Source organism: Zoogloea oleivorans, from assembly GCF_008107625.1.
Classification (GTDB): Bacteria; Pseudomonadota; Gammaproteobacteria; order Burkholderiales; family Rhodocyclaceae; genus Zoogloea; species Zoogloea oleivorans.
The window spans coordinates 37,329-53,588 of record NZ_SDKK01000007.1 but is presented as its reverse complement, the minus strand read 5'-3'; the positions used below and the strand labels follow the sequence as shown (position 1 = coordinate 53,588).

Annotated in this window: 19 protein-coding genes; 8 read left to right on the top strand and 11 right to left on the bottom strand. The window is 64.6% G+C overall.

The genetic code is table 11. The features are described 5' to 3' along the window. Window positions 1–28: 28 nt before the first annotated feature. Both ETQ85_RS08675 and ETQ85_RS08670 read right to left on the bottom strand, forming a co-directional pair. On the bottom strand, window positions 29–1,873 hold the full coding sequence (locus tag ETQ85_RS08675; RefSeq protein WP_148578652.1) for an Hsp70 family protein: 1,845 nt from the start codon (window positions 1,871–1,873) through the stop codon (window positions 29–31). Further along, entirely contained in the window at window positions 1,870–2,436 is a 567-nt protein-coding gene (locus ETQ85_RS08670) for a DUF2760 domain-containing protein (RefSeq protein WP_148578651.1), read from the bottom strand. The genes ETQ85_RS08675 and ETQ85_RS08670 overlap by 4 nt, the downstream gene beginning before the upstream one ends. A gap of 274 nt (window positions 2,437–2,710) precedes the next feature. On the opposite strand from ETQ85_RS08670, the gene ETQ85_RS08665 reads away from it, so the two are divergent. After that, window positions 2,711–3,301 (top strand): hypothetical protein, encoded by a 591-nt coding sequence (locus ETQ85_RS08665; RefSeq protein ID WP_148578650.1) that lies wholly within the window; start codon window positions 2,711–2,713, stop codon window positions 3,299–3,301. Window positions 3,302–3,391: 90 nt separating this feature from the next. On the opposite strand, the gene ETQ85_RS08660 is transcribed toward ETQ85_RS08665, so the two are convergent. From ETQ85_RS08660 to ompR, 8 genes are read right to left on the bottom strand one after another with little or no spacing between them, the layout of a single operon-like run. After that, window positions 3,392–4,171, bottom strand: coding sequence for a peptidylprolyl isomerase (locus tag ETQ85_RS08660; protein ID WP_148578649.1), 780 nt, complete (start codon window positions 4,169–4,171; stop codon window positions 3,392–3,394). A gap of 33 nt (window positions 4,172–4,204) precedes the next feature. Beyond that, entirely contained in the window at window positions 4,205–4,468 is a 264-nt protein-coding gene (locus ETQ85_RS08655) for a BolA family protein (RefSeq protein WP_148578648.1), read from the bottom strand. Next, window positions 4,465–4,764 (bottom strand): YciI family protein, encoded by a 300-nt coding sequence (locus tag ETQ85_RS08650; RefSeq protein WP_148578647.1) that lies wholly within the window; start codon window positions 4,762–4,764, stop codon window positions 4,465–4,467. The genes ETQ85_RS08655 and ETQ85_RS08650 overlap by 4 nt, the downstream gene beginning before the upstream one ends. Next, window positions 4,764–5,303 (bottom strand): septation protein A, encoded by a 540-nt coding sequence (locus tag ETQ85_RS08645; protein WP_148578646.1) that lies wholly within the window; start codon window positions 5,301–5,303, stop codon window positions 4,764–4,766. Before ETQ85_RS08645 ends, ETQ85_RS08650 begins: the two co-directional genes overlap by 1 nt. 40 nt (window positions 5,304–5,343) lie before the next feature. Beyond that, the gene (locus ETQ85_RS08640) at window positions 5,344–5,730 is read right to left on the bottom strand and encodes a group II truncated hemoglobin (RefSeq protein ID WP_148578645.1); all 387 of its coding nucleotides are present in this window, start codon (window positions 5,728–5,730) and stop codon (window positions 5,344–5,346) included. A 4-nt stretch (window positions 5,731–5,734) separates the two neighbouring features. Then, complete coding sequence (locus ETQ85_RS08635) at window positions 5,735–6,445, bottom strand: MBL fold metallo-hydrolase (protein ID WP_148578644.1); 711 nt, start codon at window positions 6,443–6,445, stop codon at window positions 5,735–5,737. Window positions 6,446–6,489: 44 nt separating this feature from the next. Then, window positions 6,490–7,842 (bottom strand): ATP-binding protein, encoded by a 1,353-nt coding sequence (locus ETQ85_RS08630; RefSeq protein ID WP_148578643.1) that lies wholly within the window; start codon window positions 7,840–7,842, stop codon window positions 6,490–6,492. Between the two features lie 12 nt (window positions 7,843–7,854). Then, the gene (gene ompR, locus ETQ85_RS08625) at window positions 7,855–8,580 is read right to left on the bottom strand and encodes an osmolarity response regulator transcription factor OmpR (protein WP_148578642.1); all 726 of its coding nucleotides are present in this window, start codon (window positions 8,578–8,580) and stop codon (window positions 7,855–7,857) included. Between the two features lie 193 nt (window positions 8,581–8,773). On the opposite strand from ompR, the gene ETQ85_RS08620 reads away from it, so the two are divergent. The 7 genes from ETQ85_RS08620 (at window position 8,774) to ETQ85_RS08590 (ending at window position 13,288) form a co-directional block, all read left to right on the top strand. Beyond that, window positions 8,774–9,100, top strand: a complete 327-nt coding sequence (locus tag ETQ85_RS08620; protein ID WP_222862107.1) for a hypothetical protein — start codon at window positions 8,774–8,776, stop codon at window positions 9,098–9,100. A gap of 56 nt (window positions 9,101–9,156) precedes the next feature. Further along, a complete protein-coding gene (gene tsaB / locus ETQ85_RS08615; protein WP_148578640.1) occupies window positions 9,157–9,849 on the top strand; it encodes a tRNA (adenosine(37)-N6)-threonylcarbamoyltransferase complex dimerization subunit type 1 TsaB in 693 nt (230 codons plus the stop codon). Continuing rightward, window positions 9,846–10,310, top strand: coding sequence for a ribosomal protein S18-alanine N-acetyltransferase (gene rimI, locus ETQ85_RS08610; RefSeq protein WP_320381787.1), 465 nt, complete (start codon window positions 9,846–9,848; stop codon window positions 10,308–10,310). The genes tsaB and rimI overlap by 4 nt, the downstream gene beginning before the upstream one ends. 29 nt (window positions 10,311–10,339) lie before the next feature. Continuing rightward, complete coding sequence (locus ETQ85_RS08605; RefSeq protein WP_187394655.1) at window positions 10,340–11,146, top strand: uracil-DNA glycosylase; 807 nt, start codon at window positions 10,340–10,342, stop codon at window positions 11,144–11,146. Between the two features lie 136 nt (window positions 11,147–11,282). Continuing rightward, window positions 11,283–11,903 carry a LemA family protein gene (locus tag ETQ85_RS08600; RefSeq protein WP_148578638.1) on the top strand — a complete coding sequence of 207 codons (621 nt, stop codon included), beginning with the start codon at window positions 11,283–11,285 and terminating at the stop codon, window positions 11,901–11,903. 21 nt (window positions 11,904–11,924) lie between these two features. Continuing rightward, a complete protein-coding gene (locus ETQ85_RS08595; protein ID WP_187394644.1) occupies window positions 11,925–12,791 on the top strand; it encodes a TPM domain-containing protein in 867 nt (288 codons plus the stop codon). After that, complete coding sequence (locus ETQ85_RS08590) at window positions 12,791–13,288, top strand: TPM domain-containing protein (protein ID WP_148578637.1); 498 nt, start codon at window positions 12,791–12,793, stop codon at window positions 13,286–13,288. Before ETQ85_RS08595 ends, ETQ85_RS08590 begins: the two co-directional genes overlap by 1 nt. Before the next feature lie 6 nt (window positions 13,289–13,294). Here the strand turns inward: ETQ85_RS08590 and ETQ85_RS08585 are convergent, their stop codons facing one another. Next, window positions 13,295–16,219, bottom strand: coding sequence for a PAS domain S-box protein (locus tag ETQ85_RS08585; protein ID WP_148578636.1), 2,925 nt, complete (start codon window positions 16,217–16,219; stop codon window positions 13,295–13,297). Window positions 16,220–16,260 lie beyond the last annotated feature (41 nt).

Below are 16,260 nucleotides of genomic sequence, written 5' to 3'. Positions count from 1 at the left end.
GTGAGGTGCGTCCTTCTGTTTGCTCCGCTCACGCCTGCTCGCTGCCGCGTACGTCGAATTCCACCTTCCAGTGCTCGCTGCCGCCGACGGGCAGGGCTTCAAGCTCGAGGGTGCCGGTTTCGGTCACGCGGGCTTGCAGCCATACCGCCACGATTTCGCCCGGGCGGCGCCCTTCGGCGGGCAGGCTGGCTTCGATTTCCTCCAGCTCCTGGAGTTCGTCCGGCGCCCAGAAGTCGAGCAGGGTACCGACCTGGTCCTGGCGCCGCACCGACGAGCCGAAGAAGCGGAAGCGCACCGGCTCACCGACCACCAGGCCGAACTCCTGCATCGGCAGTTCGGCTTCGGTGCCTTCTTCGATGCCGAAGGGGGCGATGCACAGGGCCTGCAGTGGCGGCTCCATGCCGGGGATGGCCGGCATCGCCGATTCCACCGCCACGTAATAGGCCCGTGCCGTGCCGCCGCGGATGCGTACGCCACGGCCGTGCCGCACGTAGCCGTAATAGGCTGCGCCGCGGGCCACCGCGAGGTCGAGGTCAGTGCCGCCGAGCAGTCGTGCCGACGCCGCGCCTTCGGCTGCCAGCCAGGTATTGATGAGGCCAAGGACGCGTTCGGCAATCAACCCGGACTTGAGCACGCCGCCGTTGAACAGTACGGCGGTGGGATGCAGGAAGGAGGCGTCGTGGGGCTGGGCGGCAAAGCCTTCAAGCTCGGTGGTGGCACCGCGCTGGCGGCTGAGGAAGGCACCGAGGTGGCGGGTGATCGCCGCGTCCTGGGCGTAGGGCAGGCCGAGCTGGGTCAGCGCGCCGCGGGCCCGGCTGATCGGTGCGTCGGACACCGCCACTTCGGGGAAGAAGCCGTCGAGCAGGCTGCGGGTGAGCTCCTCGCGGGTGACTTCAGTGCGAATCGAGCCGCCGATGAGCCTGGCGCCGCGGCTCGGTACGACGACCGGTACCACATCCACGCTGGCATCGCCAAGCAGGGTTTCCTTGGCGCCGCGGCAGGCGTGGGCAAGGGCGCGGGTTTGCCACGGGTCGAGCTGGGTGCCCTGGGCGGCGAGCTTGCGGGCCACACCGTAGGCCAGTGCGAGGTCCATGTTGTCGCCACCGAGCAGGATGTGATCGCCGACGGCGACCCGGTGCAGCTCAAGCTGGCCGTCCCGTTCGAGCACGGCGATCAGCGACAGGTCGGTGGTACCGCCGCCCACGTCCACGACGAGGATGATGTCGCCTTTTTTCACATCCTTGCGCCACTGGCCGGCGCTGTGCTGGATCCAGCTGTACAGCGCAGCCTGGGGTTCTTCGAGGAGGGTGATGCCGCTGTAACCGGCGGCGCGGGTGGCTTCGGCGGTGAGTTCGCGCGCCGCCGGGTCGAAGGAGGCGGGGATGGTGACGGTGACGTCCTGCGCGTCGAAGGGCGCGTCGGGATGGGCGACATTCCAGGCTTCGCGCAGGTGCGACAGGTAGCGGATCGAGGCCGTCAGCGGGGAGATGCGCGCCACTTCGGCAGGGGCCTCGGCTGGCAGGATCGCCGCACGGCGGTCGACGCCCGGATGGCACAGCCAGCTTTTGGCGCTCGCCACCAGACGGATCGGCGTGGCGGCGCCACGCGTACGGGCAAACTCGCCGGCAGCGAAATCCTGGGATGAGGTCCAGGGCAGACCCAGGTCACCCGGAGCCAGCTCGCTTTCGTGGGGCAGGTAGAGGAAGGACGGCAGCAGCGAACGCGATTCGATGGTGCCGGGGCCGGTGAGTTGCGGAATCGGCAGCACATGCTGGACGACCTTCTCGCCGTCGCTTGCGGTGACGTCTACATAGGACAGGGCGCAGTGGGTGGTGCCCAGGTCGATCCCGATAGCGTAGCGGGGGGCACTCACAATTCCACCTCGGCCTGAGCCAGAATGGCGGCGTCGTGGCCGGCGGCGAGTTTCGGCAGGCGTGTGTCGGACGCCCGCCAGCCGCGGTGGCTGAGGGTGCCGGTGAAGGGGGCCTTGCCGACGACGTTGCCGGTGACGCGCACGCTGGCGGCATCGAAGCCTTCGGCCAGGGTGATGCGGCTGCCTTCGTTTTCGCTGCGCAGGGGCTGGATGCTGAAGTGCTCCCGGATAACCTTGCGGCACCCTTCGTGGACGATGCGTGCGGCAGCGCCGATATCGGTGTCGGAGTAGCTCGCCACGTCTTCCTCGATGAAGTCGATGAAGCGCGCGTCCCGCTGCAGGAGGCCGAGCAGTTGCAGTGCCGCCTCGTGGGGCATCTCGCGCAACGGGGCGACGACCGGGGCGGGCTTCGGCACTTCGACCGGCACGGGCTGCGCGGGTGCTGTCGCCTCGTCGCGCAGTCCTTCCACGCGGGAAGCAAAGCCGGGCTGGGAAAGGATAGAGACAAAACTCCCGCAGGCGAGTGCGAGCCGGCGCAGGAAGGTGGGGGTGGGTCGAGTCATGGAAAGGTCCTTGAAAGGCCGGAAACGCCGTCATTTTACTGCGTCGCAATATAACCTGCGTCAGGCCGATTGCCATCGACACTGTTGCTTTCCGCGCGCGATCTGCCGGCTTGCCCGCAGCGGGAACGCAATTTTTCAGGGATTTTTGGCAAGAACTGGAAAAATCTGCCGATAGCAGGCATCAACATCCGCTTACCTGCCTGCCGAAGAGCGATCCTTGAGACCGGCCATTCACAACTATATCCCTTGCCTTCCCGCCCTCGTCGAAACGCGCATGCGCGAGTTTGCAGGGCATGCGCCGCTGCTGATTCCCCATGAGGGGGCCGGTTGCGTGGGCAGTGACGTTTATTGTCACGCGGTGGTCCGTGACGCCGTTGCCGGGCGCGGCGGCCGGCAGGTTTATGGCTGGCTGCTGACCGTGCCTTCCCTCACCGAGCCGAGGCAGGGCGCGTATGGCTTCACCTTTCATTCGGTGTGGCTGTCGCCGGGCGGGCGTTTGATCGATGTGTCGCCGCACGCCTTTTCGTGCGATGGCTGGAGCGTGTTCATTCCGGATGCCCGGCGCTGCTACGATTTTGCCGGCGAGCGCGGCTATAACGCGCTGGTGATTTACACGGATGCACGTCTGAGTGCCCATGTGCAGCAACTCAGTGGCTTTCCGGTGAAACCGCGGGCGCTGTACTGGACCTCGCAGCTGTACCTGCTGCCGGTGGGTGCCTACGAAGGGCGCTTCCGGCGGGCGTCGAGGCATGTGCCGGAAATCGAGGCACGCTACGCCCTCAAGTTCGAGGGCGGCCGCCTGCTCGGTACCGATACCCTGAGTCGTGCGCAGCGTATCGAGCTGGCGTTCAACTACGGCATCTGATGGGCTCTATGTCCGTCTGCAGAGCGTTTGCAGGTGCCATAAACGAAAAAAGCCGACGAAAATTCGTCGGCTTTCAGGGGGCGCGGCAACTTACTTGACGGTGGCCTTGGTGCGCAGCTCGGCAATGTGACGCTCGACACTCTGCTGTTCGAGGCGCTGCTTGAGCTGGGGCTTCACTTCGTCAAAAGCCGGAGCCTTGAGGGCGCGGCTGTCTTCGACCTTGATGACGTGGTAGCCGAACTCGGTCTTCACCGGGGTGGCGGAGTACTTGTTCTTTTCAAGCTTGACCAGCGCTTCTGAGAAAGGCTTCACGAAGCCGGCCGGATTGGCCCAGCCCAGATCGCCACCCTTGTCCTTGGAGCCCGGGTCCTTGGATTGCTTCGCCAGTTCTTCGAACTTTTCGCCCTTGTCCAGCTTGGCGATGATGGCCTTGGCTTCTTCTTCCTTCTCGACCAGGATGTGACGGGCCTTGAATTCCTTGTCGCCCAGCTGGGACTTGATCTTTTCGTATTCGGCCTTGACGTCGGCTTCGGTGACCGGGTGGGCCTTGACGTAGTCCTGCAGGTAGGCGCGGATCAGCACGGCCTGACGGGCCAGTTCGATTTGGGCGGTCACGTTGCCGGACTTTTCCAGACCCTTCTTGCGGGCTTCCTGGGCAAGTACTTCGCGACGTACCAGCTCTTCCTTGACCGCGGTGCGGAGTTGGTCCGAGTCAGGCGCGCCCTGGGTCTTCTGTTCCGCGATCATCACGTCGGCACGGGCCTGGGGGATGGCGGTACCGTTGACGGTTGCCACAGTCTGGGCAAAGGCGGGGATCGCGACGAACGCCGCGAGGAGGGACAGAGCCAGACGGCTCGGGACGATCTTCATCAGTTTTCCTTGCTTGGTAGAGCGGTTTGAAAGTTAATTTTCTTCCGGGGTTCTTGCCTGGATGGACAGGGCATGAATTTCCTGACGCATCATGTCGCCCAACGCATCGTAAATCAAGCGGTGGCGGGCGACTGTGTTCTTGCCAACAAAGGCGGCGGACACGATATCCAGCTGATAGTGACCGCCGCCGGAGCGGGCTCCGGCATGACCGGCGTGCAGGTGGCTGTCGTCGATCAATTCGATCCGCTCTGGTGCAAGCACACTCAGGCGGTTGCGAATTTCGTCGATGACGCTCACGGCAGGACCTTCTTGAACGGCTTGACCGTACAGCGCATGAAAACGCCGGTGAGGGTGTAGGGATCGGCCGCGGCCCAGGCTTCCGCTTCGGCGAGCGACGGGAATTCGGCAATGATCACGCTGCCGGTGAAGCCGGCCGGGCCCGGATCAGGCGAATCGACTGCCGGGCAGGGGCCGGCCAGGATCAGGCGGCCGTCGGCTTGCAGGGCCTGCAGGCGGGCCAGGTGTTCGGCACGGACTGCGAGACGCTTTTCAAGGGAGTTGGGGACGTCTTCGCCAATCAGGGCATACAGCATTATTTCGGTTCCTCTTCAACAATGTAGCGGGACAGCAGCATTCCCTGGGCCAGAACGAACACGAGCATCAGGCCCATGCCGCCGAAAAGCTTGAAGTTGACCCAGGTATCTTCGGAAAAGTTGTAAGCCACGAATAAATTTATGACCCCCATCGCCGCAAAAAAACCGGCCCAGGCCAGATTGACCTTGCCCCACAGGGCTTCGGGCAGCTTCATCTGGGCTTCGAGCAGGGTACGGATGAGGTTTTTGTTGAGCACCAGTGCTGAAAAAATCAGCGATCCGGCAAAGAACCAGTAGAGCACGGTGGGCTTCCACTTGATGAAGGTCGGGTTCTGGAAAAGCAGGGTGGCGCCGCCGAATACAGTGACGATCCCGAAGCTGACCCACAGCATGGTGTCCACCTTGCGGTGCCTGAACCAGACCCAGCCGATTTGCGCCACCGTGGCGGCAATGGCCACCGCTGTCGCGGCGAAGATTCCGGAGAACTTGTAGGCGACAAAAAACAGGATGATGGGGAAGAGGTCGAAAAGGAATTTCATCGGTGAGTGCGGGGCGAATTGGGCGGGAGGTGGGAGCTGATCAGGTCGGATCGGTGCGGTTCCGCATGTGATCGGCCAAGCCTTCGATGGCCGTCCACAGTTTTGTGCGCAGCGGGCTTTCCGGGATGCATTCGTCGAAGGCCAGTTTCATGCACATCAGCCACTGGTCCCGTTCGACGCTGGCGATGGTGAAGGGCAGGTGGCGGGCGCGCAGGCGGGGGTGCCCAAACTCCTGCTCATAGAGCGGGGGGCCACCCAGCCAGCCGGTAAGGTATTTGAACAGTTTTTCTTCGGAGCCTGAGAGGTCTTCCGGGTGCATCTGGCGCACTTCCCAGGCTTCGGGCAGGGTATCCATCAACGTGTAAAAACGCTGCACAAGGCGCCGGATGCCGGCTTCGCCGCCCAGTTCGGCGTAGGGCGTGTTCATGTTTTCAGGCACTGTGGACATCCATGGCGCTAATGCGGCCGCAGCGCAGGTTGGCAGGCAGGGCCTCGTCCATCATGTTCGGGCGTGGCAGGTCGAGGTTGGCCATCAGTTCGATAAACTCCTGGCGACTACGACCGGCGAGACGCGGATTGCTCTCTTTTTCCTGGCCGATACAGGACACGCGGGCGCCCCGGTAATCGTGGCCCGGATAGACGAGGGTCTCGTCGGCCAGGGTAAACAGGCGATCGTGGATGCTGTCATACAGCGTGCCGGCGTCACCGCCCTGAAAATCGGTACGACCACAGCCGCCGATCATCAGAGCGTCGCCGGTGAACAGGCGGTCGCGCCAATGATAGGTGACACAGCCTGGGGTGTGTCCGGGGGTCGGAATCACCCGGATGACCTGATTGCCGAAGACCAGGGTGTCGCCGTCGTTGAGCAGGCGATCTGCGCAGCCTACGCCACCACCGGTCCCGATCGCGCTGCGCGCGCCGGTGAATTCGCGGAGGCCGGCCGAGCCCGTGATGTGATCGGCATGGACATGGGTTTCCAGTATCCAGGCCAGCTGCAACTCCTGCTCCTGCAAAAAGGTAATGTAGGCACCCACATGCTCCTTGACCGAGTCGATGATGACCGCATCGCCGGTGACCGGGTCAGCGAGCAGGTAGCTGAGGGTGCAACTGGTGGGGTCGAAGAACTGATGGAAGAGAATCATGGAAGTGCTGCCTTGAAGGGAATAGGGTCGATTCTAGCTTCAACTCAGGTCTTTGGTGCGGCTCTAAGCAGGATGCAGGCCCGCAGCCCTCCGTCTTCTCTGGGCAGCAGGCGAAACTCTCCATGCTGTCCGCGCACGATTCGGTCAACGATGGCCAGACCGAGCCCTGAGCCCTTGGTGTTGCTGCGGGCCGATTCAAGACGGGTAAAGGGCCGTTTGACCCGCTCGGTTTCGGTCTCCGGAATGCCTGGTCCCCGGTCGAGCACTTCGATGACCGGGCGTTTGCCATCCATGCCGATTTCCAGTTCGGGGGCGCCGCCAGCATAGTGCAGGGCATTTTCGATCAGGTTGGTGACGGCCCGGCGCAGGGCATTCGGTCGCGCTAGCGCGAAGGTTGGTCCGGTTGCTTTCACGTTCAGCGTGACGCCCCGGCGCGCGTAGATGGTCGAAAGCTCTTCGGCCAATTCGGCCAGATCGAGCGCGGTGAGCTGCTCGCCGCCATCCTCTTTCGAGAATTCCAGGAACTGGCCAATGATCCGGTCCATGTCTTCGATGTCGGAGACCATCGCGTCCACTTCGACCGGATCGGCGCCGCACATTTCAATACCCAAGCGCAAACGGGCCAGCGGGGTACGCAGGTCGTGGGAGACGCCGGCCAGGATCAGGGCCCGGTCGGCGTCGAGTTGCTGCAGGTCGTGGGACATCTGGTTGAAGGCGTGAGCCAGATCGGCCAGTTCGGTCGGGCCGCTTTCGCTCAGGCGCGGTGGCACCTCGCCGCGTCCGACAGTGCGGGCGGCCTGGGCGAGATCCTTGAGCGGCCGGTTGAGGCGCGACACGATCATGTAGGTGCCGAGCATGGCCAGGCACAGGGCTGCCGCGCCCCATCCCATCCATTCAAGTGCATGGGGGCGCAGGACCCGCTCGATGGGAAGCATGACCCAGAAGTCGGTGTTTTCTGCCGGCGTCTCGCCTTCCAGTCGGAAACTGATCCAGAAGCCGTTCAACCCTTCCCACGATGAGGCGAAACGGGTGTCCGCGCCAAGCTGGCGGCGTACATCCTCAGTCACCATGCGCAGTACGGCGGTGTTGTCGAGGGGCAGGAGCTTGTCCTGGGCTTCGGCCGGATAGATGCGGATGCCTTCGAGGGTGGCAAGATCAAGGAGCAGATCCTTGCGCAGTGCCGGATCGGCATTGAGCAGCGCGGTGCGCGTCAGGTTGATGATGCTGACGACTGTCTGGGCGGTCTGTCGCGCCCGGCCGGCCTGATCGAAGTGACTGAAAATGGCCGACCATGCTGCCACCGAGGCGAGCATGAGAACAGTCACCACCAGGAAGATCCGCCACAGCAGCGTGCGTGGAGCCCGGACAAGGAGGGAGTGATAATTGGGCAGCGCCATGGGGCAGGCCTGTCAGGCGTGCTTGTTTCCGTCCGGCACGAAGACGTAGCCGAAGCCCCACACGGTCTGGATGTAGCGGGGCTTGCCCGGGTCTTCTTCGATGAGTTTGCGCAGACGGGAAATCTGCACGTCGATGGAGCGGTCGAAGACGTCGTATTCGCGGCCCCGGGCCAGTTCCATCAGGCGGTCGCGGGAAAGCGGCTGGCGCGGGTGCTGCAGCAGCACCTTGAGCAGCGCAAATTCGCCGGTGGTGAGCACGGTTTCCTCACCGCTCCTGACCAGGATGCGGGTGCCGAGCTGGACGACAATCTGGCCGAAGCTGACTTCCTCGTCGTCGCTGGCCGGTGCGCCCGGCGGCGTCTGCGGCTGGCGGCGCATCACGGCGTGAATCCGGGCGACCAGTTCGCGCGGGTTGAAAGGTTTGGGCAGGTAATCGTCGGCACCCATCTCGAGGCCGACAATACGGTCTACATCGTCACCTTTGGCGGTGAGCATCACGATGGGAATCAGGTTGTTGGTGCCGCGCAGGCGCCGGCAGATGGACAGGCCATCCTCGCCGGGGAGCATCAGGTCGAGCACCATCAGGTCGAAATGTTCGCGCAGCAGGGCCCGATCCATCTGGGGGGCGTCGCTGACGGTCTTTACGTTGAAACCTTGTTCGCTGAGGTAGCGCTTCAGGAGATCCCGCAGGCGGAGGTCGTCGTCAACGACGAGGACGCGATAACTTTCTTTTTCCATGGGGCGAATCCTAGCTGCTCCCCTGCAAACGGGCTAGCGGGGCAACAGGTGGTGGGTAAGCAAAAGTAAGTCGGGGGAGGGGTCTAACATCCCCTTACAAAGCGAAACGTTATTGTCGGAACAGCCTGCCAGAATCAAATCGTGCCGTGCCGGGATGTGCCGGAAAACTCGCGGTCGGGTTAGGATAAGCGCCATGTGCAGTGAGACATTCTTGCAGGACAGGTTTATTCGCGGTCTCGGCCTGGTGGTCGGGTTGCTGCTGGCATGGCCTTTGGCGGCGAGCGCTGCACATGCGGAGGGGGGCGAACGACTGGGCCCCTTCCTGCGGCAGTATGCGGCACCGCAGGATCGTCAGGCGCGGGAAATGCCGGCTTTCGCTGCCGAGCCCCTGCGCCGTCAGGAGGCCGATGACAGCCGTAATCCACGGCGCTGGTCCCCCGAGGAACGTCGTCAGTTGCGACGCGATGTACATGAGGCCGGTCGCGACGTTTACGGCAGTCATCCCCGTCGTCCCGAGTGATGGGCACGTGCGCCCGCTCCGCCCTTGGGGGCCGGAGGCGGTAGAATGCGCGCGCTATGAAGATTCTTGCTCTCGAAACCTCCACCGAATTCGGTTCGGTCGCGCTGCTGGACGGCGATCGCCTTGTTGAACGCCAGGTCGCCGGTCGGCCCGGTCACTCGGAAACCATTCTCCCCGAAGTGCTGGCGCTCCTGCGCGAGGCTGGCGTCGGCCTCCACGATGTGGATGCGATCGCCTTTGGCGCCGGTCCGGGTGCCTTCACCGGCCTGCGGCTGGCCTGCGGCGTGGCCCAGGGCCTGGCGATGGGGATCGGCAAACCGGTGATTCCCGTCGGTACGCTGGAAGCCCTGGCCAGCCAGTGCGACCGCGATTTCGTTTTCGTGGCGGCCGATGCACGCATGTCGGAAGTCTATTTCGCTGCCTATCAACGCCAGGACGGCAGCCTGCGCGAATACGCGCCGCCAGCCTGCGCCGTGCCGGCCGATGTGCGCCTGCCGCCCGAAGGTGAATGGTTTGGCTTCGGCTCGGCGTTCCGGGCTTACCGGGAGGCCCTCGTGGCCGGTCTTGGTCCCCGCCTGGCGGGGTTTGACGAATCCCCGATTCCCCTGGCGTCCAGCGTGGCCCGTCTCGCCGCCGGGCGTTTCCGGCGTGGCGAAGTGATTGATGCGGCACTGGCTGCCCCGCTTTACGTGCGTGACAAGGTCGCCCTGACCACCGCCGAGCGCCTCGCCCGTGGAGGCAAGGCGTGAGCACGACGGGGCTGGATGCGGCGCTGGCTTTTGTGCCGATGCAGGAGGACGACCTCGAATGGATCGCCGGGCAGGACAGGCAGCTTTATCCGTTTCCGTGGGCGGCTGTGAATTTCGCCGATTCCATGAGTGCTGGCTACGGCTGCTGGACCATGTTCGACGGCACCGAGCGCGTGGGTTACGCGGTGCTGATGATGGTTCTCGACGAGGTGCATATCCTCAACATCAGCGTGGTGCTGGCACATCAGGGGCGTGGGCTGGGGCGCCGTCTGCTCGATCATTTGGCGGTGGTGGCCAAGGCAGCCGGCGCACGCCAGATGTTTCTTGAAGTGCGCCCCTCCAACATGCCGGCGCTGGCCTTGTACCAGCGGGCCGGTTTTGAAACCATCGGTCGCCGCAAGGGCTATTACCCGGCCGCCGACGGGCGCGAGGATGCGCTGGTGATGAGGTGGCCCCTGTGAGCTTGCGCACCAGGGGTATCCTGCGCGAGATGGGGCTGGCGCCCCTGTGGCGCCTGCGCGGCGTGGAAGACGTCGCCGTCGACGCGCCTGCGCAGGTGTTGCCCGAATCACCGGTGGTTAGCGTGCCGCTTGCGGCTGCGCCTGTTGCGCCTTCGCCTGCCTTGGCCAGGCCGGTTGAGGTGCGCGCCACCTTGCGCGAGGCTCTGGCGCCGCTGGCTCCCGTGGTCGAGGCCGTCGCCCCGCGTCGCGAGTTCGCCACCGATCTGGCCGGCCTGGGCTGGGATGAACTGGAAGCGCGCATTCGCGCCTGCGACGCCTGCGGCCTGTGCAAGCGGCGCAAGCAGGCGGTGCCCGGCGTGGGCGACCGTCAGGCCGACTGGCTGTTTGTGGGTGAAGGGCCGGGGGCCGAGGAGGATGAGCGGGGCGAGCCCTTTGTCGGTCAGGCCGGGCGTCTGCTCGACAACATGCTCGGCACCATCGACCTGAAACGTGGTGAGGACGTGTACATCGCCAACGCGGTTAAATGCCGGCCGCCCAACAACCGCACCCCCGAAGCTGCCGAACTGGCGGCCTGCTTCCCCTACCTCAGCCGCCAGATTGCGCTGATCAAGCCACGTCTGATCGTGGCCCTCGGCCGCCCGGCCGCCCAGGCCCTGCTCAATCAGGAAATCAAGATCGGTGCGGTGCGGGGCAAGCTGTTCTCCCACGCCTCGATTCCGGTGGTGGTGACTTATCATCCGGCTTATTTGCTGCGCAATATGGCCGACAAGGCCAAAGCCTGGGAAGACCTGTGTTTTGCCCGCAGCACCATGCGGCGTTTGCGCGAAGGCGCATAGGCACATTGCAAGATTTCATGGCGGAGGCTGATTGTCACTGCGCACGACACCGCTTGCCGCCAGAATGAGTCGTTGTATATCGTGGCGACAGCGTGTCCCGTTGCCCGGCTCCATCTTCTTTTTCGAGGACTTTCCCATGCGTATCAAGCTCTTCCTGTCCCTGATCCTGTCGGCGCTGCTGCTCTCCGGTTGCGGCTATAACCAGATCCAGATCAACGATGAACAGGTCAATGCGTCGTGGTCCGAAGTGCTTAACCAGTACAAGCGCCGGGCCGACCTGATCCCCAATCTGGTCCAGGTGGTGCAGGGCTACGCTTCCCATGAAAAGGAAGTGCTGATCCGCGTGACCGAGGCCCGTGCCAGCGTGGCCGGCATGAAGGTGACGCCGGAGTTGGTGAATGATCCCGAAGCCATGGCCAAGTTCCAGAAGGCCCAGGGCGAACTCTCCGGTGCCCTGTCGCGCCTGCTGGTGGTGTCCGAGAATTACCCCAACCTCAAGGCCGACGCCAATTTCCGTGACCTGCAGGCCCAGCTCGAAGGCACCGAAAACCGCATTACCGTGGCCCGCAACCGCTACATCAAGACGGTGCAGGAATACAACGTGTCGGTGCGCACCTTCCCGAACAACCTCACCGCGATGGTGATTGGCGCCAAGCCCAAGGCCAACTTCACGGTTGAGAACGAGCAGGCCATCAGCGAGCCGCCGAAGGTGAACTTCGGCTCGCCCGCCGCGCCTGCCAAGCCGGCGGCCCAGTAAGCCGGACACGGACGCCTCACCGTGGGCCGCGCGCTCCTGCGTTTTCTCTGGCTGCTGATCGGCCTGGCCGGTTTCGTCCATGCCGACGATCTGCCGCCCATTCCTGCGCTGTCGGCGCATGTGACCGATACCCTCGGTCTGTTGCCGGAGTCGCGCAAGCTGGCCCTCGAAAACCGGCTGGTGGCGCTGGAAACGGAGAAAGGCGCCCAGGTGGCGGTGCTGGTTGTCGCCAGCACGCAGCCCGAAGCCATCGAGGAGTACGCCCTGCGCGCCGCCGAAGCCTGGCGTCTGGGGCGCAAGGGTGTGGATGACGGCCTGTTGTTCCTGATTGCCCGGGACGACCGGCGGATGCGCATCGAGGTGGGCCGCGGGCTGGAAGGGGCGATTCCGGATGCCATCGCCAAGCGCATCATCGCTGATGTGGTAACGCCGCCGTTTCGTGCGGGCGATTTTGCCGGCGGCATCGAGGCCGGCGTGGCGGCGATTGCGGCGCGGGTGTCGGGCGAGGCCCTGCCGGCGCCGACGGTGCGCAGCCCTGCGGGTGACAGTGACTTCGGACTGGAAGAAATCCTGGTGCTGGGAATGATCGTGACCATCGTGGTGGGCAGCGTGCTGCGCGCCATTTTTGGGCGACTCCTTGGGGCGACGATGGTTTCAGGGATTGTCGGTGTGGGGGCCTGGCTGCTGACCAGCGTCTTGCTGGTGGGAGTGGCCGGTGGTGTGGCGGCCTTCATCTTCGTGCTGGCCATGGGCTCCGGTGGTGGTTCTCGCCACACCGGTGGGCCGTGGATGGGCGGCGGCGGTTTCGGACGGGGCGGCGGTGGAGGCGGTGGCTGGTCCGGTGGCGGCGGTGGTTTTGGCGGCGGCGGCGCGTCGGGAGGCTGGTGATGCAGATCGGACGCATGTTTCGTCATCTGGTGACGCCGTCGTGGGTACTCGGGCGGGTATTTACTCCTGCCGTGATGACGGCCATCGAAGAGGCCGTGAAGGAATCGGAAACCCTGCACCGGGGCGAGATCCGCTTTGCCGTAGAAGCCGGACTTGATCTTGATGAACTGCGCCGTGGGACGAGCGCCCGGGAGCGCGCCGTGGAGGTTTTTTCGCGGCTGCGCGTATGGGACACGGCCGAGAATAGCGGCGTGCTGATCTACGTCCAGTGGCTGGATCGGCAGGTGGAAATCGTTGCCGACCGGGGGATTGCCGCGCAGGTGCCGCAAGCAGAATGGGAGCAAATCTGCCGCCGGATGGAAGCGGCCTTCCGGGACGGGCGCTTCGGTGAAGGTTCTGCCGAGGCCGTACGGGCGGTGGGGCAACTGCTTGCGGTGCGTTTTCCGGCCCGATCCGACAATCCCAACGAACTGCCCGACCGGCCGGTTCTGCTCTGACGTTTCTCAGTTGCCGTTCTGCAGGGCCTGGCTCTGGCCAATGCTGAAGTAAAGGGCGGCACCCTTGCCGACTTCGCCTTCTGCCCACACTTCGCCGGCATGTCGGCGGACGATGCGGGCCACGGTAGCCAGACCGATGCCGGTGCCCGGAAACTCCCGGTCGGAATGCAGGCGCTGAAAGGGACGGAACAGGTTTTCCCGGTAGCGCATGTCGAAGCCGGCGCCGTTGTCGCGGATCACGAAGGCATCCACGCCCTCGTGATGGGTGGCGCTGAAATGGATTTCCGCTTGTGCCATGCGGCCGGTGAACTTCCAGGCGTTGCCGAGCAGGTTCTCCAGCACGGTACGTATCAGGCTCGGGTCGCCCTCGACACGCAGGTCTGGTGCGATATCGACGCGCATCTCCCGCTCTGGCTCCTGCTGGCGCAGTTCCTCGCAGATGACCTGCGCCAGGTGGGACAAATCCACCGGGCGCCGTTCGAGTTCCTTGCGGCTGACCCGCGACAGGGTCAGCAGGTCGTCGATGAGCTGACCCATGCGATGCACGGCAGCGCGCACCCGGCGCAGCAGTTCCTTGGCCTCGTCGTCCAGCTTGTCGCCGTAGTCCGAGCCGAGGATGGAGCTGTAGCCCTCGATGGCGCGCAGCGGGGCGCGCAGGTCGTGGGACACGGAATAACTGAAGGATTCCAGTTCATTGAGGGCCGCACTGAGCTGCGAGGTGCGCTCGGCCACCCGGCGTTCCAGTTCGCTGTTGAGGCGCTTGATGGCGCGCTCGGCAAACTTGCGTTCGGTGAGGTCGGTGCCGACGCCGACGATGTGCGGCCTGCCGTCGAGGATCACGCGCCGGCCCACCACCAGGAAGGGCACCGGCTCCTTGTCGTTGCGGCGGAGCATCACTTCCACCGAGGTTTCGCCGGAAAGCAGTGCTGATTCGATGCGGTGGGCAATCACCGGTTCCTGTTCCGGGATGACCAGGCTTTCCGCCTCGGCGTCCTGCAGTTCGGCGTCTTCGAGCCCGGTCAGTTCGCTGACAAAGCGGTTCCACAGAACCAGCCGGCCTCTCTGGTCGAACAGGAAGAACGGTGCCGGCAGGCTGTCGATCAGTCCGCGCGAAAAGTCGCGCTCGGCCTTGAGTTGCTCTTCGGCCAGCTTGCGCGCCGTGATGTCGCCGATCGAGCCGACGATACGCACGGCGCGGCCCTGCTGGTTGCGATGGGCGAGGCCGCGGGCAAGCACCCAGTGGAACTTGCCATCCTTGTCGGCGATCCGGTATTCGGATTCGAAGTGCTCTGTTTCACCGCGCAGATGGGCGATGAAATCGGTCCGGTAGCGAGCCCGGTCGTCCGGGTGGATGAGTTTCAGCCATTCGTCGCCGGTGGTGCGCAGGGTGTCGCTGTGCAGGCCGAGGAGCGACAGCAGGCGGGCCGAAAGGTACAGGTGGCGGGTCTTCGGATCCCAGTCCCACAAGCCTTCGTTGGTGCCGCGCTGGGCCAGGACGTAGCGTTCCTTGGTGTCGCGGAGCTGCTCTTCGGCTTCCAGGAAGGCGGTGCGGTCCTCGACGATGCCGACGCCACCATACACTTTGCCGCTGGCGTCGTACTCCGGGGCAACACGGATGGAGAGGATCTGTACGTTGGTGGACAGCGGCGAGACGAAGGGGCCGTCGTAGGCACCGCGCTGGCCGTTGAGGGCCCCGCGCAGCATCGCCAGGATGGCGTCGTCGCCGAGGGAGTGCAGATCCAGGCCGTTCAGGTGGCCGGCGGTGGAATGGAGAATCTCTGCCAGACGGCCGTTGCAGTAGCTGATCTGCAGGTCATTGGTGAAATGGAAGATCCCGACCGGCGAGTTCTCCACCAGCGCCCGATAGCGCGCCTGCTGGTCGACGATAGCCTGTCCGGTGAGGCGTTCCTGCGATTGGTCGTGGAACACCAGCACAACCCCCAGTGGGTTTTGATGCGGTGCCATCATGATCGGCGCACCGCTGTTGGCAATCGGGCGCCGGATTCCGTGGCGATCGACCAGCAGGGTGTGCTGGCCCAGCCTGGCCATTTCACTGCCCTGCATGAGCTTGTCGGCGGGGTTCTCGACTGGCTCGCCGGTTTCTTCATTGATGATCCGGAAGACTATGTCGAGGGGCTGGCCGATGGCTTCGTTCTCGGTCCACCCGGTAAGTTTCTCGGCGACCGGGTTCATCAGGGTGATGCGGCTGTGCCGGTCGGTGGCGATGACGGCATCCCCAATGCTGCGCAGGGTAACGCCGAGGTACTCGCTGGTGGCCCGCTGGGCGGTCTGGTCCGAGGCTGCGCCGATGATGGCGTTCAGGCCGCCATCCGGGTTGCGCAGGAGGGTCATGGCGTCGTGGATCCACATGGGCTCCCCGTTGGCCGGGTCAAGCCGGTATTCCACGCTGATTTCCACGGGCGCATGGCCGGGTCTTCTGAGGGCCTCTTCAATGGCGGCCCAGACACGCCCGAGATCCTCGGCCGGGGTGCGGTGGGCGAAATGCTGCCAGCCGCCCGGCGCGCACAGTACGTCGATGGGGGTGCCCAGCCACTCCCCGGCCTTGGCCGAGATGTAGTCGTAGCATTCGTGCGCCGGGTTGAAGCGGTACAGGACATGCGGGACCTTCTCGAGGGCTTCGGTGAAGCAGGTGTTGTTGTGGGAGCTGGTTGCCGCGGTGGCCTGCCCAGCGGTGGCATTGCCGGCCGCGCCGAGCAGTTCGCGGCGCATCACGAGAAACAAAACGAAACTGCTGATGGCAATCACCAGGAGCACCGGCCAGCCCTGCAGCATGGCTTGCGTGGTCATGATCAGCAAGGCCGTTACTGCGGCGTAGATGCCGGCAAGCATGGTGGCGCGCCTGCCCGGTGCACAGGCGGGGGGCAGGTCGACGGCGGGCACGACGGGCTCATGACCAGGTTTGAAGATCATGGGGCAAGTCCTGTTGCTGGGTGATCTGTCACTGTTGGGGC

What these genes read in the sequence shown, in the direction of transcription:
- tsaB (WP_148578640.1), top strand. Translation starts at nt 9,157, where the DNA reads ATGAAGATTCTTGCTCTCGAAACCTCCACCGAATTCGGTTCGGTCGCG.
- ETQ85_RS08635 (WP_148578644.1), bottom strand. Translation starts at nt 6,445, where the DNA reads ATGATTCTCTTCCATCAGTTCTTCGACCCCACCAGTTGCACCCTCAGC.
- ETQ85_RS08670 (WP_148578651.1), bottom strand. Translation starts at nt 2,436, where the DNA reads ATGACTCGACCCACCCCCACCTTCCTGCGCCGGCTCGCACTCGCCTGC.
- ompR (WP_148578642.1), bottom strand. Translation starts at nt 8,580, where the DNA reads ATGGAAAAAGAAAGTTATCGCGTCCTCGTCGTTGACGACGACCTCCGC.
- ETQ85_RS08630 (WP_148578643.1), bottom strand. Translation starts at nt 7,842, where the DNA reads ATGGCGCTGCCCAATTATCACTCCCTCCTTGTCCGGGCTCCACGCACG.
- ETQ85_RS08650 (WP_148578647.1), bottom strand. Translation starts at nt 4,764, where the DNA reads ATGCTGTATGCCCTGATTGGCGAAGACGTCCCCAACTCCCTTGAAAAG.
- ETQ85_RS08665 (WP_148578650.1), top strand. Translation starts at nt 2,711, where the DNA reads ATGCGCGAGTTTGCAGGGCATGCGCCGCTGCTGATTCCCCATGAGGGG.
- ETQ85_RS08605 (WP_187394655.1), top strand. Translation starts at nt 10,340, where the DNA reads ATGGGGCTGGCGCCCCTGTGGCGCCTGCGCGGCGTGGAAGACGTCGCC.
- ETQ85_RS08645 (WP_148578646.1), bottom strand. Translation starts at nt 5,303, where the DNA reads ATGAAATTCCTTTTCGACCTCTTCCCCATCATCCTGTTTTTTGTCGCC.
- ETQ85_RS08640 (WP_148578645.1), bottom strand. Translation starts at nt 5,730, where the DNA reads ATGAACACGCCCTACGCCGAACTGGGCGGCGAAGCCGGCATCCGGCGC.
- ETQ85_RS08590 (WP_148578637.1), top strand. Translation starts at nt 12,791, where the DNA reads ATGCAGATCGGACGCATGTTTCGTCATCTGGTGACGCCGTCGTGGGTA.
- ETQ85_RS08585 (WP_148578636.1), bottom strand. Translation starts at nt 16,219, where the DNA reads ATGATCTTCAAACCTGGTCATGAGCCCGTCGTGCCCGCCGTCGACCTG.
- ETQ85_RS08620 (WP_222862107.1), top strand. Translation starts at nt 8,774, where the DNA reads ATGTGCAGTGAGACATTCTTGCAGGACAGGTTTATTCGCGGTCTCGGC.
- ETQ85_RS08660 (WP_148578649.1), bottom strand. Translation starts at nt 4,171, where the DNA reads ATGAAGATCGTCCCGAGCCGTCTGGCTCTGTCCCTCCTCGCGGCGTTC.
- ETQ85_RS08600 (WP_148578638.1), top strand. Translation starts at nt 11,283, where the DNA reads ATGCGTATCAAGCTCTTCCTGTCCCTGATCCTGTCGGCGCTGCTGCTC.